Here is a 17,446-nt window from a genome sequence, read left to right as displayed (position 1 = left end):
AAATTATCTTGACCCTTTCTGCTCAGGCCGGCAGCCTGTACCCCGCGCCGTCCCCGATCGGCGCGGAGGATGCCGCGATGACCGAACCCCCGCACGCCGCCGACCCGCGCGCCCTGCGCCGCGCCCTCGGCTGCTTCGCCACGGGCGTCGCGATCGTCACCGCCGCGGGGCGCGGTGCGCCCTGCGGCCTCACGATCAACTCCTTCGCATCCCTCTCGCTCGACCCACCGCTCGTGATCTGGAGCCTGCTCTCGCGCTCTCCCAGCCTGGCGCGCTTCCAGCGCGCGACCCATTTCGCGATCCATGTCCTGGCCGACGACCAGCGCGACCTCTGCGCCCGTTTCGCCACGCCGATGCCCGACAAGTTCGACGGCGTGGTCTGGTCATCAGGTCTCGGCGGCGCGCCGTTGCTGGACGGCTGCGCCGCCGTGTTCGAGTGCGCCAACACCGCCCAGGCTGAGGGGGGCGATCACCTGCTGTTCACCGGCCGGGTGGAGCGGTTCCGACACGACGAGCGAGCCCCCCTGATCTTCCTGCGAGGGCAGTACCTCGACCGGGCCGCCTAGAGCGGCGGGGCAGGCATCTCCACGGCCGCTTTCCTGTCGGCCCGGTGCCAGGCCGATCGTCCGCAGCCCTGCGTGAACCGTCTCACTCCGGCTCGACACGGGCAGCGCGCAGCGCCTCGGCCCAGAGCGGGATCTGCTGGCGCATGAGGCCCTCGAAGGCCTGGGGCGGGCCGGCCAGGCTCTCCGCGCCGATGCCCCGCAGGAAGGCGGCGAGCTCGGGCGTTGCCAGGATGCGGTTCACCTCCTCGTTGAGGCGCAGCAGGACCGGCCGCGGTGTGCCGGCCGGCGCCACCATGCCACCCCACCCCACAAACTCTACCGGCCGCGGCAGCAGCTCCCGCAAGGTCGGCACGTCCGGCAGGACGGGCGACCGGGCGGCGGAGGAGATGGCGAGCACCTTCACCCGTCCGGCGCGCAGCAGCGGCAGGGTGCTGGAGATGTCGGTGAAGACGACCTGAAGCTGGCCGCCCAGCAGGTCGTTCAGCATCTGCGGCCCGGAGGCGTAAGAGACGGAGGTCATGTCGAGGCCGGCGACGGCCGAGACGCTCGCACCAGCAGCCGCGCCCGTCGCGTGCGGGTGGCCATAGGCGTAGCGACCGGGCGCAGCGCGCACGGTCGTCAGGAAGCCGGCGACGTCGTCCGCCGGGAAGCTCGGCGCGACGATCAGCACGGTCGGGACGACGTAGAGCCCGCCGACGATGGCCAGGTCCCGCAGCGGGTCATAGGGCAGGTTGCGCATGAGGTAGAGCGCGGCCGCGGTGTTGCTGTTGGTGCCCTGGCCCAGCACGTAGCCGTCCGGCGGCGCACGCAGCGCCTGGGACAGGCCCACCGTGCCGTTCGCCCCGCCCCGGTTCTCGATGATGAAGGGCTGGCCGAGCGCGGCGCCCAGCGGAGCGGCGACCATGCGCAGGATGGCGTCGGCCGTCGTGCCCGCGGCGAAGGGCACGATCATGCGCACCGGGCGGTTGGGATAGCCGGCGCCCTGCGCCCGCACCACGGACGGGGCCGCGAGGCTCAACACCAGAGCCGTGCGTCTGTGCAAGGTCATCACTCCGGCTCGATCCGGGCCGCGCGCAACCCCTCGGCCCAGGGCTGGGCCTCGCGCCGGATGAAGGCATCGAAGCCCTCCGCCGTGCCCGTCATCCGCTCGGCGCCGAGGTTGCGCAGGAAGGCGTCGGCCTCCGAGGTCGCGAGGATGCGGTTCATCTCCGCGTTCAGCCGCGCGACGATCGGCCGCGGCGTCGCCAGCGGCGCCACGAAGCCGCCCCAGCCGACGAACTCAATGGGGGTGGGCAGGGATTCCTTCAGCGTCGGCACGTCGGGCAGGACCGCCGTCCGCTCGGGCGAGGAGACGGCGAGGAGCTTGATGCTGCGGGACTGGATCAGAGGCAGGGCGATGCCAACATCGGTGACGACGATCGGGATCTGCCCGCCCAGCAAGTCGTTCATCATCTGCGGGCCGGAGCGATAGGGCACGGGCGCCATGTCGAGACCCCCGGCCAGCAACAGGCTGTGCCCCACGACGGCCCCCGTTGCGTGAGAATAAGCGAAGTTGTAGCGGCCCGGGTGTTCCCGGACGAGCACGAGAAGCTCCGCGAAGGTGTTCGCCGGGAAGGACGGTCCCGCCATGATCGCGGTCGGGATCTGGTAGATGGAGCCGATGCCCGCCATGTCGCGCAGCGGGTCGAAGGGCAGGTTGCGGACCATGTGGACGGCCGCGACCGTGTTCGTGTTCGAGACCTGGATCAGCGTATGGCCATCCGGTGCCGCCCGAAGCCCCTGGGCGAGGCCGATGGTGCCGTTGGCGCCGACGCGGTTGTCGACCACGAAGGGCTGGCCCAGAGCCGTCGACAGGTGCCCCGCGATGTAGCGAACGATGACGTCCGAGGTGCCCCCAGCCGGGAAGGGCACGATCATGCGGACCGAGCGGCGCGGGTAGTCATCCTGCGCCGTCGCGCCGCGCGCACGAAGGAGCGCTGGCGCGGCCAGCGCCAGGGCCATGACGGATCGTCTGTTCATGTGTTTCCTCCCCACTCCCGCCTGTTGCGGGCGGCGCGTCAGATCCGGATTCCGGGCACCCCTCCCGGCAGGCCCAGACGGACGCGGCCATAGGCCGGCGCCCACACGTCCCATTGCAGGCCGAACTGCGCGGCGCCGGCGTGCACGTCCCGCCAGTGCCGCTGGAGCGACCCGCCCTCGAACAATCCGCCGCCGCCGGCCCCGGCGAAGACCGTGTCCACGGCCTGGACGCAGAGCCGCGCGCACCAGGCGGAATCCCGTTTCAGGCGCATGGCGTAGTGGGGGTCGAGGCCCCCGTTCTCCCGCAGGGAGCGCATCGTTCCCTCCCAGGCCGCGCGGGAGATCATCTCCACCGTGTCGAGCTGGGCCTCCGCCTCGGCGATGCGGGTCTGGACGGCGGTGAGTTCCGACAGCCCCTTGCCGCCGACGCGGCCGACCTTGGCCCGGAGGCCGCCGACGTAATCGTCCACGGCACCGCGCGCCGAGCCGTAGAGCGTGGCCATCAGCGTGAAGCCACCGGTGGCCTGCATCGGCAGCCGGTAGAGCGGCCCGCGATGCAGCGCGAGGCCGGGCGCTTTGCCGTCGGTCGCCTGCGCGAAGGACAGGGTACGGTGGTCCGGCACGAAGGCGTCTCGGATTTCCAAATCCTTGCTGCCCGTGCCGCGCAGGCCGACGACGTGCCAGGTGTCGAGGATCTCGTAATCCTCGCGCGGGAGGAGGAAGTAACGGTTCTCGCGCGCCTCGCCCTCCCCGGTGGGGCAGGAAGCACCCACGACGGTCCACTGGCAGGGATCGATGCCGGACGAGAAGGGCCAGCGTCCTGACAGGCGCCAGCCGCCCGGCACGCGCTCCGCCCGGCCGGCGGTAAAGATATAGGAGGAGCCGATCAGCGTATCCGGAGACGGCCCCCAGACCTCCTCCTGCGCGCGCGGCTCCCACAACGCCATGAAAAGGTGATGGGCCGCGAGGTTCGCCAGCACCCAGGAGGAGGAGGCGCAGGACCGCGCGATCTCCCCGCAGAGGTCAAGATACATGGAGGGAGAGAACTCGTACCCGCCCACCGCGTAGGGCTGGAGGATGCGGAAGAAGCCGGCCTCGTGGAAATCGGCGACCGTTTCGTCGGGAATGCGGCCCAGCGCCTCGGCCTCCGGCGCGCGGGCGCGCAGGGCAGGGGCCATGCCGCGCGCCGCCTCCAGCATAGCCGCCCGCGCCGAGGCACAGTCGGGACCCCGCGGCACGGGGGCGGCACGGGGCGGACGTGCCAGGGGCGGGAGGGTGTCCATGCTGCGCTGTCCCTCAATCGCCGTAGTAGTTCAGTTCGATGGAGATGCCGTTCGGGTCGGTGACGAAGATCTGGCGTAGGTTCAGCGCCTTCACCAGACGTTCCCGCGCCGGGACGTCCAGCGCGCGGCAGCGGGCCACCATCTCGTCGTAGCCCTGGCCGGAGAAGGCGACATGATCGATCGAGCCGCTGCCATGCAGGGAGTCGAGATCCCGGTGGCCGAGGTATTCGTTAACCCACTTCATCCGCTCTGGATCGTCGCGGCTAAACGCCGTGACGTGCACCACCGGCGTGCCCTCCTCGTTGAACAGCCAGGCGCCGGTGTGGGCGGGCGGGTTGCCGGGGCGCGGACCGTTCCGGAAGCCGAGAACCTCGGTGTAGAAGCGCACGGTGTCGGCCAGCTTCTCGGTCCGGATGTTGTAGTGTTCGATCTTACCGATGCGCATGCCCGTCGCTCCCCCGTCTTCATTGGTGATAGGATTATAACTTGATGCGTTCGCCGTCAACACCCATCCGAAGGAAGGCCGGCAGGGCAGCGCCATCCAGGGCGGCCGCCGAGCCGGCCCCTCGGCAGCGGCTGCAGAAGGAGGAGCGCGAGCGGCACTTCCTGGATGAGGCCATCGCGTTCTTCGCCGAGGTCGGCTTTTCCGGCGACACGAAGACGCTGGCCGCGCGCCTGGGCGTCGCGCAGCCGCTGCTCTACAGGTACTTCGCCAGCAAGGAAGCACTGATCCAGCGCGTCTTCGAGGATACCTTCCTTGCCAACTGGAATCCGCTCTGGGAGGAGATGCTGACCGATCCGGGGCTGGACGTGGCCGCGCGGCTTATGGCCTTTCACAACGACTTCGCGCGCGTGCACCTGAAGCGGGACCGCGTCAGGCTTTCGCTGTTCTTCGCACTGCGCGGTTGGGATATGACGACCTATTTCCGCTTGATGCGGGAGCGGGTGTACATCCCGATCGCGTCAAATCTGCGCGCCTATGCCGGAGAGCCAAGCCCGGGAGAAGCCCCACTCCACGACGTGGAGGTGGAATTGGCCAAAGGGGTTGTCGAGAAGATCCAGTACTACGGCATCCGCAAATGGGTGTACGAGATCCCATCGCTGCCTTCCATCGAGCCTCTCATTGAGATCGCTGTTCGCAGTCTTCTCGACGGTGCACGAGTGGCAATGCCGCAGTTTCGACAGCGGTGACGAGAACCAATAGGGCCCGAACGGCATAGACGAGTACCTCGGCCACCTCCTTGCCGGTCGCGGGCACGAGCAGTGGCTGAACAGGCCGGGCATCCTCAGGCATGCCGGAACGCCCCCCTGAGCCGGGAAAGGTCCGACCGGGTCGCCTGCGTCAGGCGCGAGGCCGCGCACGCGTCACGAGAAGCCATTCACTGCTCCGCGAAACAGGACAGCGGATGAGGCTCAACGCCTCGGCCCGTCTCAGGCTGTAATATGAGGCCGTCGTTGAGACGACAGCTGCCAATTTGACGTACTGCGCGCTTATGCGACTGATGCCCGATTGGCTCCTTGCTAAGGATATAGCATCCGTCAATCCCCTCAGCGCTTCTCGATGTTCCAGAATACGGGCACAGGCGAGGGCAGCACGCCCGAGAGGCTGGTGCGGTAGGCGACCATCGTGAAGGACTGGCCGAGCAGGCGGTACGGATGGACCTCCGCGAGACGCCGGTGCAGGCGCTCCAGCAAGGCTGGCCGGTCGGCGTCGGAGGCGTTGATGTACGCGCGCCGCAGGACCTCGGCGGCCTCGTCGCAGGGCCAGCCAGCGAAGTTGCTTCGGTCGCAGGCGGTGTTCACGCCGATGTTCGTCATCGGGCTCCACATCAGCGGACCGGGTGCACCGGTGACGTAGATGTTCCATCCGCCCTGCTCCGGCAAAGCCTGGCTGGAGGTACGGGTGATCACGCTGGGCCAGTCCATCCATTGCAGGTCGACGTTCATGCCGGCCTGACGCATCGCCGAGGCCGTCACCTCCGCCATGCGGCCGAAGAAGGGGATCTCGGTCGTGGTCGGGAAGACGATCCGCTCGCCGCGATAGCCGGCCTCGGCCAGGAGCTGGCGGGCGCGGGCAAGGTCGCGGCCGAAGCTTTCGGCCCCGGCCTGGGTGCCGTTCGGCGATCCGCAGACGAAGAAGGCGTTGCAGCGGCTCCAGTAGGTCTCGTCGCCGTAGCCGGCGGCCAACGTCTCCGCCTGGTCCACGATGTAGGCCAGCGCCGCCCGGGCTCGGACGTCGTTGAAAGGTGGGTGCAGGGTGTTGGGGCGCAGCATCGCCTGGCCCGCGAGGTCGGTGAGGCGCGTCACCCGGATAGCGCGGTTGCGCGACAGGACGGGGAGGAGGTCGAGGGAGGGGCGCTCGATGAAGTCCACCTCGCCGGCCTGAAGGGCCGCGGCGGCAGTGGCGGGATCGGGGAGGATGCGGAACTCCACGCGATCCACCCTCACCACCCGGCCGCCGGCGAGGCCGTCCGGCGGCTCGGCTCGGGGCACGTAGTCGGGATTGCGGTCGTAGACCACGCGGTCGCCACTGACGCGTGCGGCGGCATTGAAGCGGAAAGGTCCGGAGCCGATGAGGGTGGTCGCGGGGCGGCCGCGTTCCGGGATGTCAGCCGCGCGCATGATCGCGGCGAAGCGCGACGGCGCCGCGGCGAGGATGGAGACCATCGCCGGGAAGGGTTCCCTCAGCGTCCACTCGAAGCGGCGATCGTCCACCGCAGTCATCCCCGTGGTCACGGCGCCGATGCGGGTGGCCGTCGCGTCGATCGTCATCCAGCGGCGGAGGGAGGCGATGACATCGGCGGTCGTGACGGGCGAGCCGTCGTGGAAGTGCAGGCCTTCGCGAAGGGTGAAGTGCCAGCGCAGCCCGTCCTCCGACACGCCCCAGTCCGAGACCATTTGCGGCCGGGGCTGCATATTCGAATCCCAGGCGAAGAGGGATTCCCAGACCATCGTGCCGTGAATGGTCGAGATCCAGGCCGTGCCGAAGACGGGGTCGGTCACGGCCACGTCGGCCTGCGGGACGACCCGCAGGACGCTTCTAGGCTCCTGAGCCCTGGCCGGCGCGCAGAGCAGGGCTGTTGCCAGCACGGCAGCATGGATGACGCGGGTGGTCATGCGGAGGTCTCCTCGTTCTTCTCTTTTGTTTCGTCGCGGGCAAAGGCGCGTTCCAGGACGTGGCCGGCCCGAAGCACCGTCTCCTCGTCGAAGGGACGACCGACGATCTGCACGGCAAGCGGCATCCCGCCCCGGCCGAAGCCGGCTGGTACGCTCATCGCGGGGTGGCCGGTGACGTTGAAGGGGCTGGCCTGCAGCGGCCAGGCGGTGGGTTCGGCGCCTACGGCCGCAACGGGCGCGACGTCCAGCGAGATGGCGGTGAGGAGGAGGTCCGCCCCCTGCATGACGCCGTCAAGTGCGGCCGTGAGCTCGCGGCGGAGACGCAGCGCATCGAGGTAGTCGGCCGCGCTGATCGCGACGCCGGCCGCGAAGCGCCGCGCCGTGATCGGGGCAAAGCCGCGGGGGTCGCGGCGCAGGGCGGAGGCGCGGAAAGTGGCCTTCGCCGCCAGCGAGGACCCGCTGGAGCGGCTGCGGCTCTACATCGTCCACTACATCGACCTCGTGACGAGCGAGCTCGGCTCCTACGCCGTGCTGGCCGAACCTGTGACGGCCCTGCCGCCCGAGCATGCCGAGCCGATCCGAAGGCGCATGCGCGAGGCCGACCGGGCGCTGCGGGACATGGTGCAGGCGGCTATGGAAACAGAGGCGATCGTCCCGGGAGACCCGAAACTTGTCGTTGCCTTCTTCATGGGTGCGATCAACCACATTGCCCGCTGGTACTCGCCGGACGGGCCTCTCACCGGCCGGCAGATCGGCGAAATCTTTTCTGCCTTTGTGCTGAACGGGCTGCGCGGGGCGAGGCCACCCGGCTAAAGTCTCGGAGGATCGCGACCGAAGAGCCGCGGGCTACGGCGTCGTCCTCTCAAGTTCAGGACAAAACCTGGGCTGACGCGTTGAGGAGAGATGGCGCTCCTCGTTCCTGACGCGCCCTGGGCGGTGGTCGAGCCGCTGCTGCCGCGAGACGAGCCCAAGCCAAGCGGGACAGGCCCAATCCAAAAGGTGGTCGGCCGCGTGCCCCGGCCCGAGCAGCGCTGGCTGGCATCCTGTTCGTGCAGCGCAGGGGCATTCAGTGCCACGAGGTGCCGCCCAAGTTGGGCTGCTGCGGCAAGACCTGCCGGTGGCAGCTGGGCGAGTAGCATGCGGCCGGGGTCTCGAGGCCTGCAACGAGTGCCGCAGCAAGCGGGTGCCCTGGACTGGCGCCGAGCGGCGATCGACAGCGCCAGCCTGGCCACGAAACGGGGCCGAGGCGGTCGGGCCGAATCCGACGGACCGGGGCAAACCGGGCACGAAGCGCCACCTCCTCACGGACGCCCACGGCGCGCCGCTCGGCCTGATGTTGAGCGGCGCCAACCGTCACAACAGCCGCATGCTCACACCCAAGCTCGATGCCGTGCCGGGCGTGCTGGCCAGATATACGGGGCGCCCCCGCCGCAGAGCCACGAAGCTTCACGCCGACAAGGGCATGACCATCGGCGTTGCCGCCGAGGCGTCGCGCCCGCGGCATCACCTCGCGCATCGCGCGATGGGGAATCGAGAGCAGAACCCACCTCGGCCGCCACAGGTGGGTGGTCGAGCGCACCTTCGCCTGTCTCGCCCGATTCCGACGTCTGACGGTCCGTTACGAGCTTCGTGCTGACCTCCACCTTGACCGCACTACCCTCGCCTGCGCCGTTGTCTGCCTCCGTCAGCTCAAACGACTTTGGCCTTACCTCAGCGCTCAACTGGCCCCCTGCTCGAATGTTCCCGCAAAGAGCTGCTCTTGCTCGTGAGAGTGGTAAATGGGCGGGTCCCGATCTCCACCGACGACGACCCATCCTTGCGCTACTCATTCACGACCTCATAGCTGTCGCTCGGGTGCTAGCCGGGGTCCTGGCTCAGCGCTTATTTATACCCGTCACGCCGTCGACGAGATTGTGCCACACCCAGCTCTTGCTCTTACGAAGGTAAGGAGCCTTGTTTACGTGCTGCGCCCTTATGCGATTGGTGCTGGCAACGTCCAGACGGCTTTAGAGAAGGCGGACTGACAACTAGGCATGCCGCGAACATCGCGGGACGCCTGGGCCGGTCTGTTCGGCAGGATGTTCAGATCATCAGGGTTCCCCCGTTGATGTCGAAGGTCGCGCCGGTCACGAAGCCCGCCCCCTCGCTCGCGAGGTAGGACACGAGCGCGGCAATGTCGTCCGGTATGCCGATCCGTCCGACGGGGATGGTCGCGACGGCGGCGGCGATCACCTCGGGCGGGGAGCCGGCGGTCATCGGCGTCTCGATTCGGCCCGGCGCTACAGCGTTCACCGTGATCCCGTCCGCCGCCAGCTCCTTCGCGAAGGCGCGGGTGAGACCAAGCAGGCCGGACTTCGTGGCAACGTAGTGCGCACCAGCGACGCCGGCGGGAGAGCGGCCTCCGCGCGAGGAGATATTGACAATGCGTCCCCAACGCGCCGAGCGCATCGGCGGAAGAAGCAGTTGCGAGAGGCGGAAGGGCGCCGTCAGGTTTACCCGCACCACGCGCTCCCACTCCGGAAGTTCGATATCTCCGGCGGGAACGCGGCGTCCCTCCCGCTTCGGGGAGATGCCGGCGTTGTTCACGAGCACGGCCACGCGGTCGTAGAGGCCGCCGAGGCGTTCCGGCAGCGCCGCGACCGCCGCCTCGTCGGTGAGGTCCAGCGCGAGGCCGGTGGCTGGATAGCCGCTGGCCGAGAGCTCCGTGGCGGCAGCCACCGCTTTCGGCCCCAGCACATCAATCAGCACCGGGTGGAATCCGTCCCGCGCCAGCCGGGCGCCAATGGCGCGCCCCATGCCTTGCGCCGCCCCGGTCACCACCGCCACGCGTTCGCCACTCATCCCGTCCTCTCTCCTGCTTCCTTGCCGCCGCGCCGCATTATGCTTCCATTGGAAGCCGGTAGACCGACCGGGCGGTGCCGGCGAAGAGGGCGGCCTTCTCCTCCGCGCTACCAGACGCGGCGAGGCGCTTGAAGGCGTTCCAGGCGGCGGCGTAGCCGCACATGCCTTTGTCCACAGGAAAGTTGCTCTCGAACATGCAGCGCCGCGCGCCGAAGGCCTCAATGCAGGTCTCGACGTAGGGACGCCACGCCTCGGCCAGTTCCTCCGATGACGGGGGTAGCGGGCGTTCGTGGAAGTCGAAGCCGCTGACGTGCATTGCCAGGCCGCCGAGCTTCACCACGACGTTCGGGCAGGCGGCGATCCGGCGGATGGACGTCGTCCATTCCGCCAGCACCTCGGCACGCCGGCCGGCATAAGGGCCGATGCCGAGCGGACCGCCGCAATGGTCCAGGACCATCGTGATGCCAGGGAAGGCGCGCGCGAGATCCAACACCTCGTCGAGCTGCGTGTGAAAGGCCCAGATGTCGAGGCTGAGGCCGTGCTGCTCCAACCGCGCCACGCCCTGCCGAAAGCGTGCCTCCATCATCAGCGATGGCGGCGGGCGGACGATGGCCGAGACGATCTCGGGCGAGGGGTGGTAGGCGGTCATGGTGCGGATTCCGCGGAAGCGGTCCGGCGCGGCGCGGACCAGCGCTTCTAGCGCCGGCTCCACGCGGTCGCCGAGCGTGAGGTCGGTGTAGCCGACGATCCCCGCGCAGGCGCGGATATCCCCGTAGATGCCGCTGGCCGTCATTGCGGCGACGCCGTTGACGAACTCCACCTCTCCGACGGGCTGGAATTCCGCCGGGCCGCATTCCCGGTGCATGGAGCGGGCCTGCACGTAGACCGTCGCCTCGACCCGGTGGCCGGTGCCGGTGTCCCGCAGCAGCTCGTCGAGCAGGTAGCGGTTGCCCTCGCGGTCCCAGAGGTGGTGGTGCGCGTCGATGATCGGCAGGTCAGGTTCGAGGACTGGCTCGGGCCGGCTGTCGAGCCAGTCCGGGCGGACCGGGGCGTAGGCCGGGGACAGCTTCGGCTTCGGGACGCTCACGAGGTGGATTCCGCATCCTGTGCGCGGCAGCGTGTTGTGCCCTGCTGCATCCGCGTTCCCCCCAGGTCTGTTCTCTCGCCGTCTCTGCGCGAGGTCGCACTCGGGCCGGGACGCTGACAAGAACCTACCGCTCGGTCGGTCGACTGTCTAGTTGCCGAGTGCGGAGAAATTCCGGCCTAACTTGCCTCTGTGACACTAGACCGACTGGTCGGTCGGGAATAATCTTTGTCAAGCGATCCTGGTCGGACGCACCGCAGACCGGGGATGGACGGAGGAGATGACATGCAACGGCGCGAGGTCCTGCTCGGGGCGACGACGCTCCTCGGCGCCGGAGCTCTAGCCCATGCGGCGACGGCCCAGGGCTGGCCCGGCCGGCCCGTGCGGCTCATCATCCCCTTCCCGCCGGGTGGAATTACTGACATCTCCGGACGGCTGATCGCGCGCCACATGTCCGCCACCCTTGGCCAACCTGTGGTGGTCGAGAATCGTCCCGGCGGCAACACCGTCATTGCCGCGGAGCTGACCGCCCGCGCTCCGAAGGATGGGCACACCCTCATCATCGCGGGCACGACGACGCTTGCCATCAACCCGGCGCTACGGGAGCGGAGTCCGTACCAGCCGACCGACTTCGATCCGGTCGCGCCGCTCTATGAAGCGCCCTGGACCCTCACGGTGCGGGATCGGATGCCGGTGCGAACCGTGGACGAGTTTCTTCACTACGCGCGGGAGCGTCAGGGCCAGCTCCGCTACTGCACGAACGGGGAGGGCAGCTCTTCCCACCTCTTCGGCAAGATGTTCGAGGCGGCGACGGGCGTGCAGATGATCGACGTCGCCTATCAGGGCACGGCGCCGGCGGTCACGGACATCCTGGCCGGGAACCTCGACGTCATCTTCGAATCGCCGATCGCCATGCTCGCGCATATCCGCGCAGGCAGCCTCCGCACGCTCGCCGTCTCTTCCGCGCAGCGGGTGGAGGTGCTGCCCGACGCGCCGACCTTCCGGGAGCTGGGGCTGCCCTCGCTCGAGATCACCTTCTGGAGCGCCCTCTTCGCCCCCGCGGGCACGCCGGCAGAGGTGATCGGCATCCTGAACCGCGCCGCGAACCTCGCCATGCAGGATCAGGACATCCAGCGCCGCCTTGCTGCGGACGCCGTGACCGTGCAGCTCGGGGAACCAGAGGTCCTCGCCGGGCTGGTTCGCCGCGATGCGCGGATCTGGGGTGATGTGATCCGCTCCCTCAACCTCCGAATGGGTTAGCGCGATGCCAGCCTGGGAAGACGCCGCGCTGCTCGCGTTCCGCGAGGAGGTTCGCCGCTTCTGCGAGTCCGCGCTCTCGCCCATCACGCGCCGCAAGGTAGAGGAAGGCCTGCATCTCGGGAAGGAGGACTTCCTGGAGTGGGAGCGCGCGCTCGCTGCGCGCGGCTGGCTGGTCGGCCACTGGCCGAAGGAGCACGGCGGCGCCGGCTGGACGCCGTTGCAGCGCTACATCTTCCTGGAGGAGACGACGCGCCTCGGCGCCCCGCGCATCACGCCCTTCGGCGTCACCTATGTCGGCCCAGTGATCTACACCTATGGCAACGACGCGCAGCGCGCCCGCTTCCTGCCCGGCATTCGGGAATCGCGGAGCTGGTGGTGCCAGGGCTATTCGGAGCCGGGCGCGGGATCGGACCTTGCGGCCCTGACCACCCGTGCCGTCCGGGACGGCGACCACTACCGCGTCACCGGGCAGAAGACCTGGACCTCCACCGCGCAGTGGGCGGACTGGATGTTCTGCCTCGTGCGGACCAGCAAGGAGGAGAAGCCGCAGGACGGCATCTCCTTCCTGCTCATCGACATGCGCTCGCCGGGCGTGACGGTGCGCCCCATCGTCACGCTGGACGGGTGCCATGACGTGAACGACGTCTTTCTCGATGAGGTGCGCGTGCATCTGGAAAACCGGGTGGGGGAGGAAGGGCGCGGCTGGACCTACGCCAAGTTCCTTCTCGGCAACGAGAGGATGGGGACCATCGGCGCGATCGGCCGCGCTCGTGCGATGATGGCGCAGCTTCTCCGCCTGGCCGTGGAGGTCCGCGAGGCCGGGCGGCCCATCGCCGAGCACCCGGGCTTCGCCGTCCGCTACGCGGAGCTGGAGATCGCGCTCCAGGTGCTGGAGGCGATGTGCGTGCGGCAGCTCCAGGCCACGATCGCCGGGGCCGCGCCGGGGGTGGAGGCCAACATCATGAAGCTGCGGAGTACGCAGCTGACCCAGGCCATCGCGCAGGGCTTCACCGACCTGCTGCGGCGGCGCGGCCTGCCCTATGCCCCCGCCACCGTGCTGGCGCTGGCGGGCGACGCGCCCGGCACGAGCGGGCTGCTTCGGCAGCACCTGATCGGGCGGGCCTCCACCATCTTCGGGGGATCGGCGGAGATCCAACGGAACGTGATCGCCAAAACGGCGCTGGGGCTCTGACGCCATGGACGGGATGACCCTCAGCGCCGAGGACCGCCGCATCCTGGCGGACAATGTCGAGCGTTACGCCGCGCGCGCCTACCCCTTCGCGCACCGTGCCGCGGTGCTGCGCGGGGCGGAGGGCTTCGACTGCGCGGTCTGGGAGGAGATGGCCGGGCTCGGCCTCCTGGGCCTCGGCCTGCCGGAGGCGAGCGGCGGAACCGGCGGCTCGCTGCGCGACCTCGGCATCGCGCTCCAGGCGATCGGGCGGCACCTGATGATGGAGCCCTTCCTTGGCACGGCCGCCGTCTGTGCCCCGCTTGTCGCGGCGCTCGATCCTGATGGGGCGGTGCTGGACCTTGCGCCGGTAGTGGAGGGGCGGGTCATCCTCGCCCTCGCTCATGGCGAACCACAGCTCGGCCTTGCCAGGGGGCCGATCACCACCCGCGCCGCGGGCGGCGGGAAGGACGGCCGTCTGACCGGGCGCAAGGGTTTCGTGCTGGACGGCCCGGTCGCCGACCACCTGCTGGTCACGGCGTCCGAGGAGGGCGGCACCCTCGGCGTCTACCTCGTAGACCCTGCCGCCGCTGGCCTGACGATGACCGCTGCCCACAGCGTGGACGGCCGCCGCATCGCGGAGCTCGTGCTAGAGGAGGTTCCGGCGCGCCGCCTCAGCACCAGCGATGCGGCGCCCGCGATCGGGCGGGCGCTGGACCGCGGCGCCGTGGCTGCCGGTTTCGAGGCCGCCGGCTCCATGCGCCTGTTGGTCGAGGTGACGGCCGAGCACCTGCGCACGCGCCGCGCCTTCGGCCGCACCCTCTCGAAGTTCCAGGTGCTGCAGCACCGCATGGTGGACATGCATATCCTGGCCGAGGAGACGCTCGCGGTCGTGGAGGCCGCCGCCGACGCTGCCGATGCTGGCGCGCCGGAGGCGCCGCGCCTCGCCGCCATCGCCAAGGTGCATGCCTCCCGCGCCGCGCGTGCCGTCGCGGAAGGGGCAGTGCAGCTCCATGGCGGCATCGGCGTCACGGACGAACTGGCCGTCAGCCACCACTTCCGCCGGCTGATGATGCTGGAAGCCCTATTCGGAGACGCCGAGCACCACCTTGAGCGCTTGGTCGCCATGGGCCGCGCTCCATCGCCTGAACCCGCGCGCTGACGCCAGCAGAGGATCGCTCCAGGACATGTCCTACGAGTTCATTAAGGTGGCGGTGGAAGACTTCATCGCCACCGTCACCCTCGACAACCCACCGCGCAACGCCCAGTCGCCGGAGGTGATGGAGGAGATCGCGGCGGTCTTCGACGAGATGAGCGACCGCGACGACGTGCGCGTCGTGATCCTGACCGGGGCCGGCAAGGCCTTCTCCGCCGGCGTAGACATGAAGCGCAAGGCGGCCGGCACGCATGAGGAACCCCGGCCCGGCGACCAGTGGCGCCGCGCCCGACTGGCGCGGGAGAAGAGCTACGCCGTGCTGGAATGCAAGAAGCCGGTGATCACCGCGGTGAACGGCCCGGCGCTGGGGGCCGGTCTCGGCCTCGCCGTCATGGGCGACATCATCCTGGCGTCGGAGGAGGGGGTGTTCGGCCTGCCGGAGATCGATGTGGGCCTTGCCGGGGGAGCGCGGCACGCCATGAGAATCTTTCCCCATTCCCTGGTGCGGCGGATGGCACTGACCGGATACCGCGTCACGGCGGAGGAGGCGTATCGCCGTGGGATCATCGAGGCCTGCCTGCCGGCGGCTGAGCTCATGCCCTTCGCCCGCGACATGGCCCGCCAGATCGCGGAGAAGAGCCCCGTCGCCGTGCTGGCCACGAAGGACAGCCTCTTCACGATCGAGCACATGACGATCAAGGAGGGCTACCGCTACGAGCAGAACAACACTGCCCACCTGGCGAAGACGGAGGACGCGAAAGAGGCGATGCGCGCCTTCGCCGAGAAGCGCAAGCCGGTGTTCCAGGGGCGCTGACGGCATGGTTGGCCATCCCGACCTCGTACCGCTGCTGCAACCGCGCTCCATCGCGGTGGTCGGCGCCTCGGCGGACCCGGACCGGATCGGCGGCGTTCCGCTCCGGCTTCTCGGGGCGGCCGGGTATGGACCGGTCTACGCGGTCAATCCGAAGTACGACCGGATCGGCGACACCCCCTGCTACCCCGGCATCGAGGCAATCCCGGAACCGGTGGACCTCGCCATCCTCGCGACCCCGGCGCGGGAGGCGATGGCCCAGCTCGAAGCGGCGCATCGCAAGGGCGCCCGGGCGGCGGTGGTCTTCGCCTCCGGCTTCGCCGAGACGGGCCTGCCGGACGATGTGGCGTTGCAGGCGCGGATGGTCCGCTTCGCGGCCGAGACGGGGATGGTCGTCGCCGGACCGAACTGCCTCGGCGTAGTCAACTGGACGGGCGGGGTCTTCGCGACCTTCGCACGCGCCTTTTCGCCCGACGTGCCATCCGGATCGATCGCCCTCATCGGGCAGAGCGGCAATATCGCGTCCGCGATCTACCGGCTGCTGCGCCGGGGCGACATGGGGCTGAGCCACGCGATCAACACGGGCAACGAGGCCTGCCTCGATCTCTCCGCTTATCTCGCGCACATGGTGGACGATCCGGCCACCGACACGGTGATCTGCTATGTCGAGGAACTCCGGGACGGCCCCGGCTTCGTTACCGCGGCGCGGGCGCTGCGGGCGCGGGACAAGCTGCTGGCGGTCTGCAAGTCCGGGACGAGCGAGAAGGGCGCAGAGGCCGCCCGGTCCCACACCGCCTCGCTCTCCGGAAACCGCGCGGCCTATGATGCCGCCTTCCGGGCCGCGGGCGTGGCCGTAGCGGAAGACCTGACCCATCTCGTGGACTTGGCTGCCATGCACCGTCAGGGCCGCCGCCGGCCCGGACGACGGGTGGGGATCGTCTCGGTCTCCGGCGCCGCGGGCGCGCTGTTGTCGGACGGGCTCTCGGTCCGCGGGATGGAGATCCCCACCCTGCCGGCGGAGGTCCAGGCGGAGCTTAAGGCGATCATCCCCGCTTTCGGCATGGTGGCCAACCCGGTGGACGTCACCGCAAACATTATCAACACTGCCACCTTCGCCGCCGCGGTGATCCGGGCGGTGGCGGCGGCGGAGTGCGTGGACGTCCTGCTGCTCTATGTCGGCGGGCGGTCGCTCGAACGCACGCTGCCCTATATCGCGGAGGTCGCCGCAGCCACGGACAAGCGTGTCGTCGTGGTGGACACCTTCGAATCCGGCCTGCGACGGGAGGTGGAGGCGCTCGGTCTCGCCTATTTCGAGGACTTGACGCGGGCGGTCCGCGCCATCGGCAGCTATGTCGCCTGGAGCGAGGGCCCTGCTGCGGCCGCGGGCGCGACACCGGCGGTCCCGCATCCGGACGCCGCGGCGATGCTGGACGCGCTGGCTGCCCGCGGGATCACGAGCCCGAGTGAGACGGAGGCGAAGGCTCTGCTCGCCCTGTTCGGCGTTCCCGTGGTGCAGGATGTCGTGGTCACGGATGCCGAGGCCGCGGCGAAGGCGGCGGAAGGCATCGGCTATCCCGTGGTGCTGAAGCTCGTCAGCCCCGACGTGCCGCACAAGACGGAGGTGGGCGGGGTGTGCCTGAACCTCGGCGATGCGGCGGCGGTGCGGGGAGCCTTCGCGGACGTGATGGCGCGCGCGGCCCGCGCCGTTCCTCACGCCCGGATCGAGGGGGCGACGATCGAGCCGCAGATCCGCGACGCGCGGGAGCTGCTGGTGGGCGTCAGGCGCGATCCGGTGTTCGGTCCCGTCATGACGGCGGGGATGGGCGGGGTCTGGACGGAGCTGCTGGGCGATGTGGGGCATGCCCTGCTACCGGTGGACGAGGCGGCGGCGGAGGCGATGCTGCGGGCGCTGAAGACCTTCCCGCTGCTGGACGGTTTTCGCGGGGCGCCCCGTGCCGACCTGGCCGCAGCGTGCCGGACAATGGCAGCCCTGTCGGCCGCGGTTCTGTCCCTCGGCGAAGAGGTCCTGGAATGCGAGATCAACCCGCTGCTCGTCCTGCCGCAGGGGCAGGGGGCGGTGGCAGCGGACGCGCTGCTCACCCTAGGGCCGTGCGTGACCGACCCGGCGACGGGCTGACCGT

The 17,446-nt window shown here is 69.7% G+C and carries 16 protein-coding genes and 1 pseudogene; 9 read left to right on the top strand and 8 right to left on the bottom strand.

Features of this window, described 5'->3' with window-relative positions; translation table 11 throughout:
• The first annotated feature begins 77 nt into the window (after positions 1-77).
• Positions 78-566, top strand: a complete 489-nt coding sequence (locus ACP6CK_RS29340) for a flavin reductase family protein (RefSeq protein WP_426960066.1) — start codon at positions 78-80, stop codon at positions 564-566.
• Between the two features lie 82 nt (positions 567-648).
• Here the strand turns inward: ACP6CK_RS29340 and ACP6CK_RS29335 are convergent, their stop codons facing one another.
• Genes ACP6CK_RS29335 through ACP6CK_RS29320 form a run of 4 tightly spaced genes read right to left on the bottom strand, consistent with a single transcriptional unit; the run spans position 649 to position 4,313 of the window.
• Positions 649-1,608: a Bug family tripartite tricarboxylate transporter substrate binding protein gene (locus ACP6CK_RS29335; protein ID WP_426960065.1), complete on the bottom strand. Its 960-nt coding sequence runs from the start codon at positions 1,606-1,608 to the stop codon at positions 649-651.
• A gap of 5 nt (positions 1,609-1,613) precedes the next feature.
• A complete protein-coding gene (locus ACP6CK_RS29330) occupies positions 1,614-2,585 on the bottom strand; it encodes a Bug family tripartite tricarboxylate transporter substrate binding protein (protein WP_426960064.1) in 972 nt (323 codons plus the stop codon).
• Between the two features lie 38 nt (positions 2,586-2,623).
• The gene (locus tag ACP6CK_RS29325; RefSeq protein ID WP_426960063.1) at positions 2,624-3,868 is read right to left on the bottom strand and encodes an acyl-CoA dehydrogenase family protein; all 1,245 of its coding nucleotides are present in this window, start codon (positions 3,866-3,868) and stop codon (positions 2,624-2,626) included.
• A gap of 13 nt (positions 3,869-3,881) precedes the next feature.
• Positions 3,882-4,313: a VOC family protein gene (locus tag ACP6CK_RS29320; protein WP_426960062.1), complete on the bottom strand. Its 432-nt coding sequence runs from the start codon at positions 4,311-4,313 to the stop codon at positions 3,882-3,884.
• A 44-nt stretch (positions 4,314-4,357) separates the two neighbouring features.
• Here ACP6CK_RS29320 and ACP6CK_RS29315 point away from each other — a divergent pair, with 44 nt between their 5' ends.
• The gene (locus ACP6CK_RS29315; protein ID WP_426960188.1) at positions 4,358-5,059 is read left to right on the top strand and encodes a TetR/AcrR family transcriptional regulator; all 702 of its coding nucleotides are present in this window, start codon (positions 4,358-4,360) and stop codon (positions 5,057-5,059) included.
• A gap of 357 nt (positions 5,060-5,416) precedes the next feature.
• Here the strand turns inward: ACP6CK_RS29315 and ACP6CK_RS29310 are convergent, their stop codons facing one another.
• On the bottom strand, positions 5,417-6,985 hold the full coding sequence (locus ACP6CK_RS29310) for an ABC transporter substrate-binding protein (protein WP_426960061.1): 1,569 nt from the start codon (positions 6,983-6,985) through the stop codon (positions 5,417-5,419).
• Positions 6,982-7,338: an amidase family protein gene (locus ACP6CK_RS29305; protein ID WP_426960186.1), complete on the bottom strand. Its 357-nt coding sequence runs from the start codon at positions 7,336-7,338 to the stop codon at positions 6,982-6,984. Before ACP6CK_RS29305 ends, ACP6CK_RS29310 begins: the two co-directional genes overlap by 4 nt.
• Before the next feature lie 79 nt (positions 7,339-7,417).
• Between ACP6CK_RS29305 and ACP6CK_RS29300 the strand changes: the two genes are divergently transcribed.
• A complete protein-coding gene (locus ACP6CK_RS29300) occupies positions 7,418-7,798 on the top strand; it encodes a hypothetical protein (protein WP_426960060.1) in 381 nt (126 codons plus the stop codon).
• Between the two features lie 90 nt (positions 7,799-7,888).
• A pseudogene (locus ACP6CK_RS29295) lies at positions 7,889-8,754 on the top strand (IS5 family transposase).
• Between the two features lie 313 nt (positions 8,755-9,067).
• On the opposite strand, the gene ACP6CK_RS29290 reads toward ACP6CK_RS29295, so the two are convergent.
• A complete protein-coding gene (locus tag ACP6CK_RS29290; protein ID WP_426960059.1) occupies positions 9,068-9,826 on the bottom strand; it encodes an SDR family oxidoreductase in 759 nt (252 codons plus the stop codon).
• 37 nt (positions 9,827-9,863) lie between these two features.
• Positions 9,864-10,913, bottom strand: a complete 1,050-nt coding sequence (locus tag ACP6CK_RS29285; RefSeq protein WP_426960058.1) for an amidohydrolase family protein — start codon at positions 10,911-10,913, stop codon at positions 9,864-9,866.
• A gap of 282 nt (positions 10,914-11,195) precedes the next feature.
• Between ACP6CK_RS29285 and ACP6CK_RS29280 the strand changes: the two genes are divergently transcribed.
• Genes ACP6CK_RS29280 through ACP6CK_RS29260 form a run of 5 tightly spaced genes read left to right on the top strand, consistent with a single transcriptional unit; the run spans position 11,196 to position 17,442 of the window.
• Positions 11,196-12,170 carry a Bug family tripartite tricarboxylate transporter substrate binding protein gene (locus ACP6CK_RS29280; protein ID WP_426960057.1) on the top strand — a complete coding sequence of 325 codons (975 nt, stop codon included), beginning with the start codon at positions 11,196-11,198 and terminating at the stop codon, positions 12,168-12,170.
• Positions 12,171-12,174: 4 nt separating this feature from the next.
• The gene (locus ACP6CK_RS29275) at positions 12,175-13,362 is read left to right on the top strand and encodes an acyl-CoA dehydrogenase family protein (RefSeq protein WP_426960056.1); all 1,188 of its coding nucleotides are present in this window, start codon (positions 12,175-12,177) and stop codon (positions 13,360-13,362) included.
• A gap of 4 nt (positions 13,363-13,366) precedes the next feature.
• Positions 13,367-14,500, top strand: coding sequence for an acyl-CoA dehydrogenase family protein (locus ACP6CK_RS29270; protein ID WP_426960055.1), 1,134 nt, complete (start codon positions 13,367-13,369; stop codon positions 14,498-14,500).
• Positions 14,501-14,525: 25 nt separating this feature from the next.
• On the top strand, positions 14,526-15,308 hold the full coding sequence (locus ACP6CK_RS29265) for an enoyl-CoA hydratase/isomerase family protein (RefSeq protein WP_426960054.1): 783 nt from the start codon (positions 14,526-14,528) through the stop codon (positions 15,306-15,308).
• Between the two features lie 4 nt (positions 15,309-15,312).
• Positions 15,313-17,442, top strand: coding sequence for an acetate--CoA ligase family protein (locus tag ACP6CK_RS29260; RefSeq protein ID WP_426960053.1), 2,130 nt, complete (start codon positions 15,313-15,315; stop codon positions 17,440-17,442).
• Positions 17,443-17,446: the final 4 nt, after the last annotated feature.

Source organism: Muricoccus radiodurans, assembly GCF_050154705.1.
GTDB classification, from domain to species: Bacteria; Pseudomonadota; Alphaproteobacteria; order Acetobacterales; family Acetobacteraceae; genus Roseomonas; species Roseomonas radiodurans.
The sequence above is the reverse complement of the archived record's forward strand: the minus strand, read 5'-3'. Positions and strand labels throughout refer to the sequence as shown.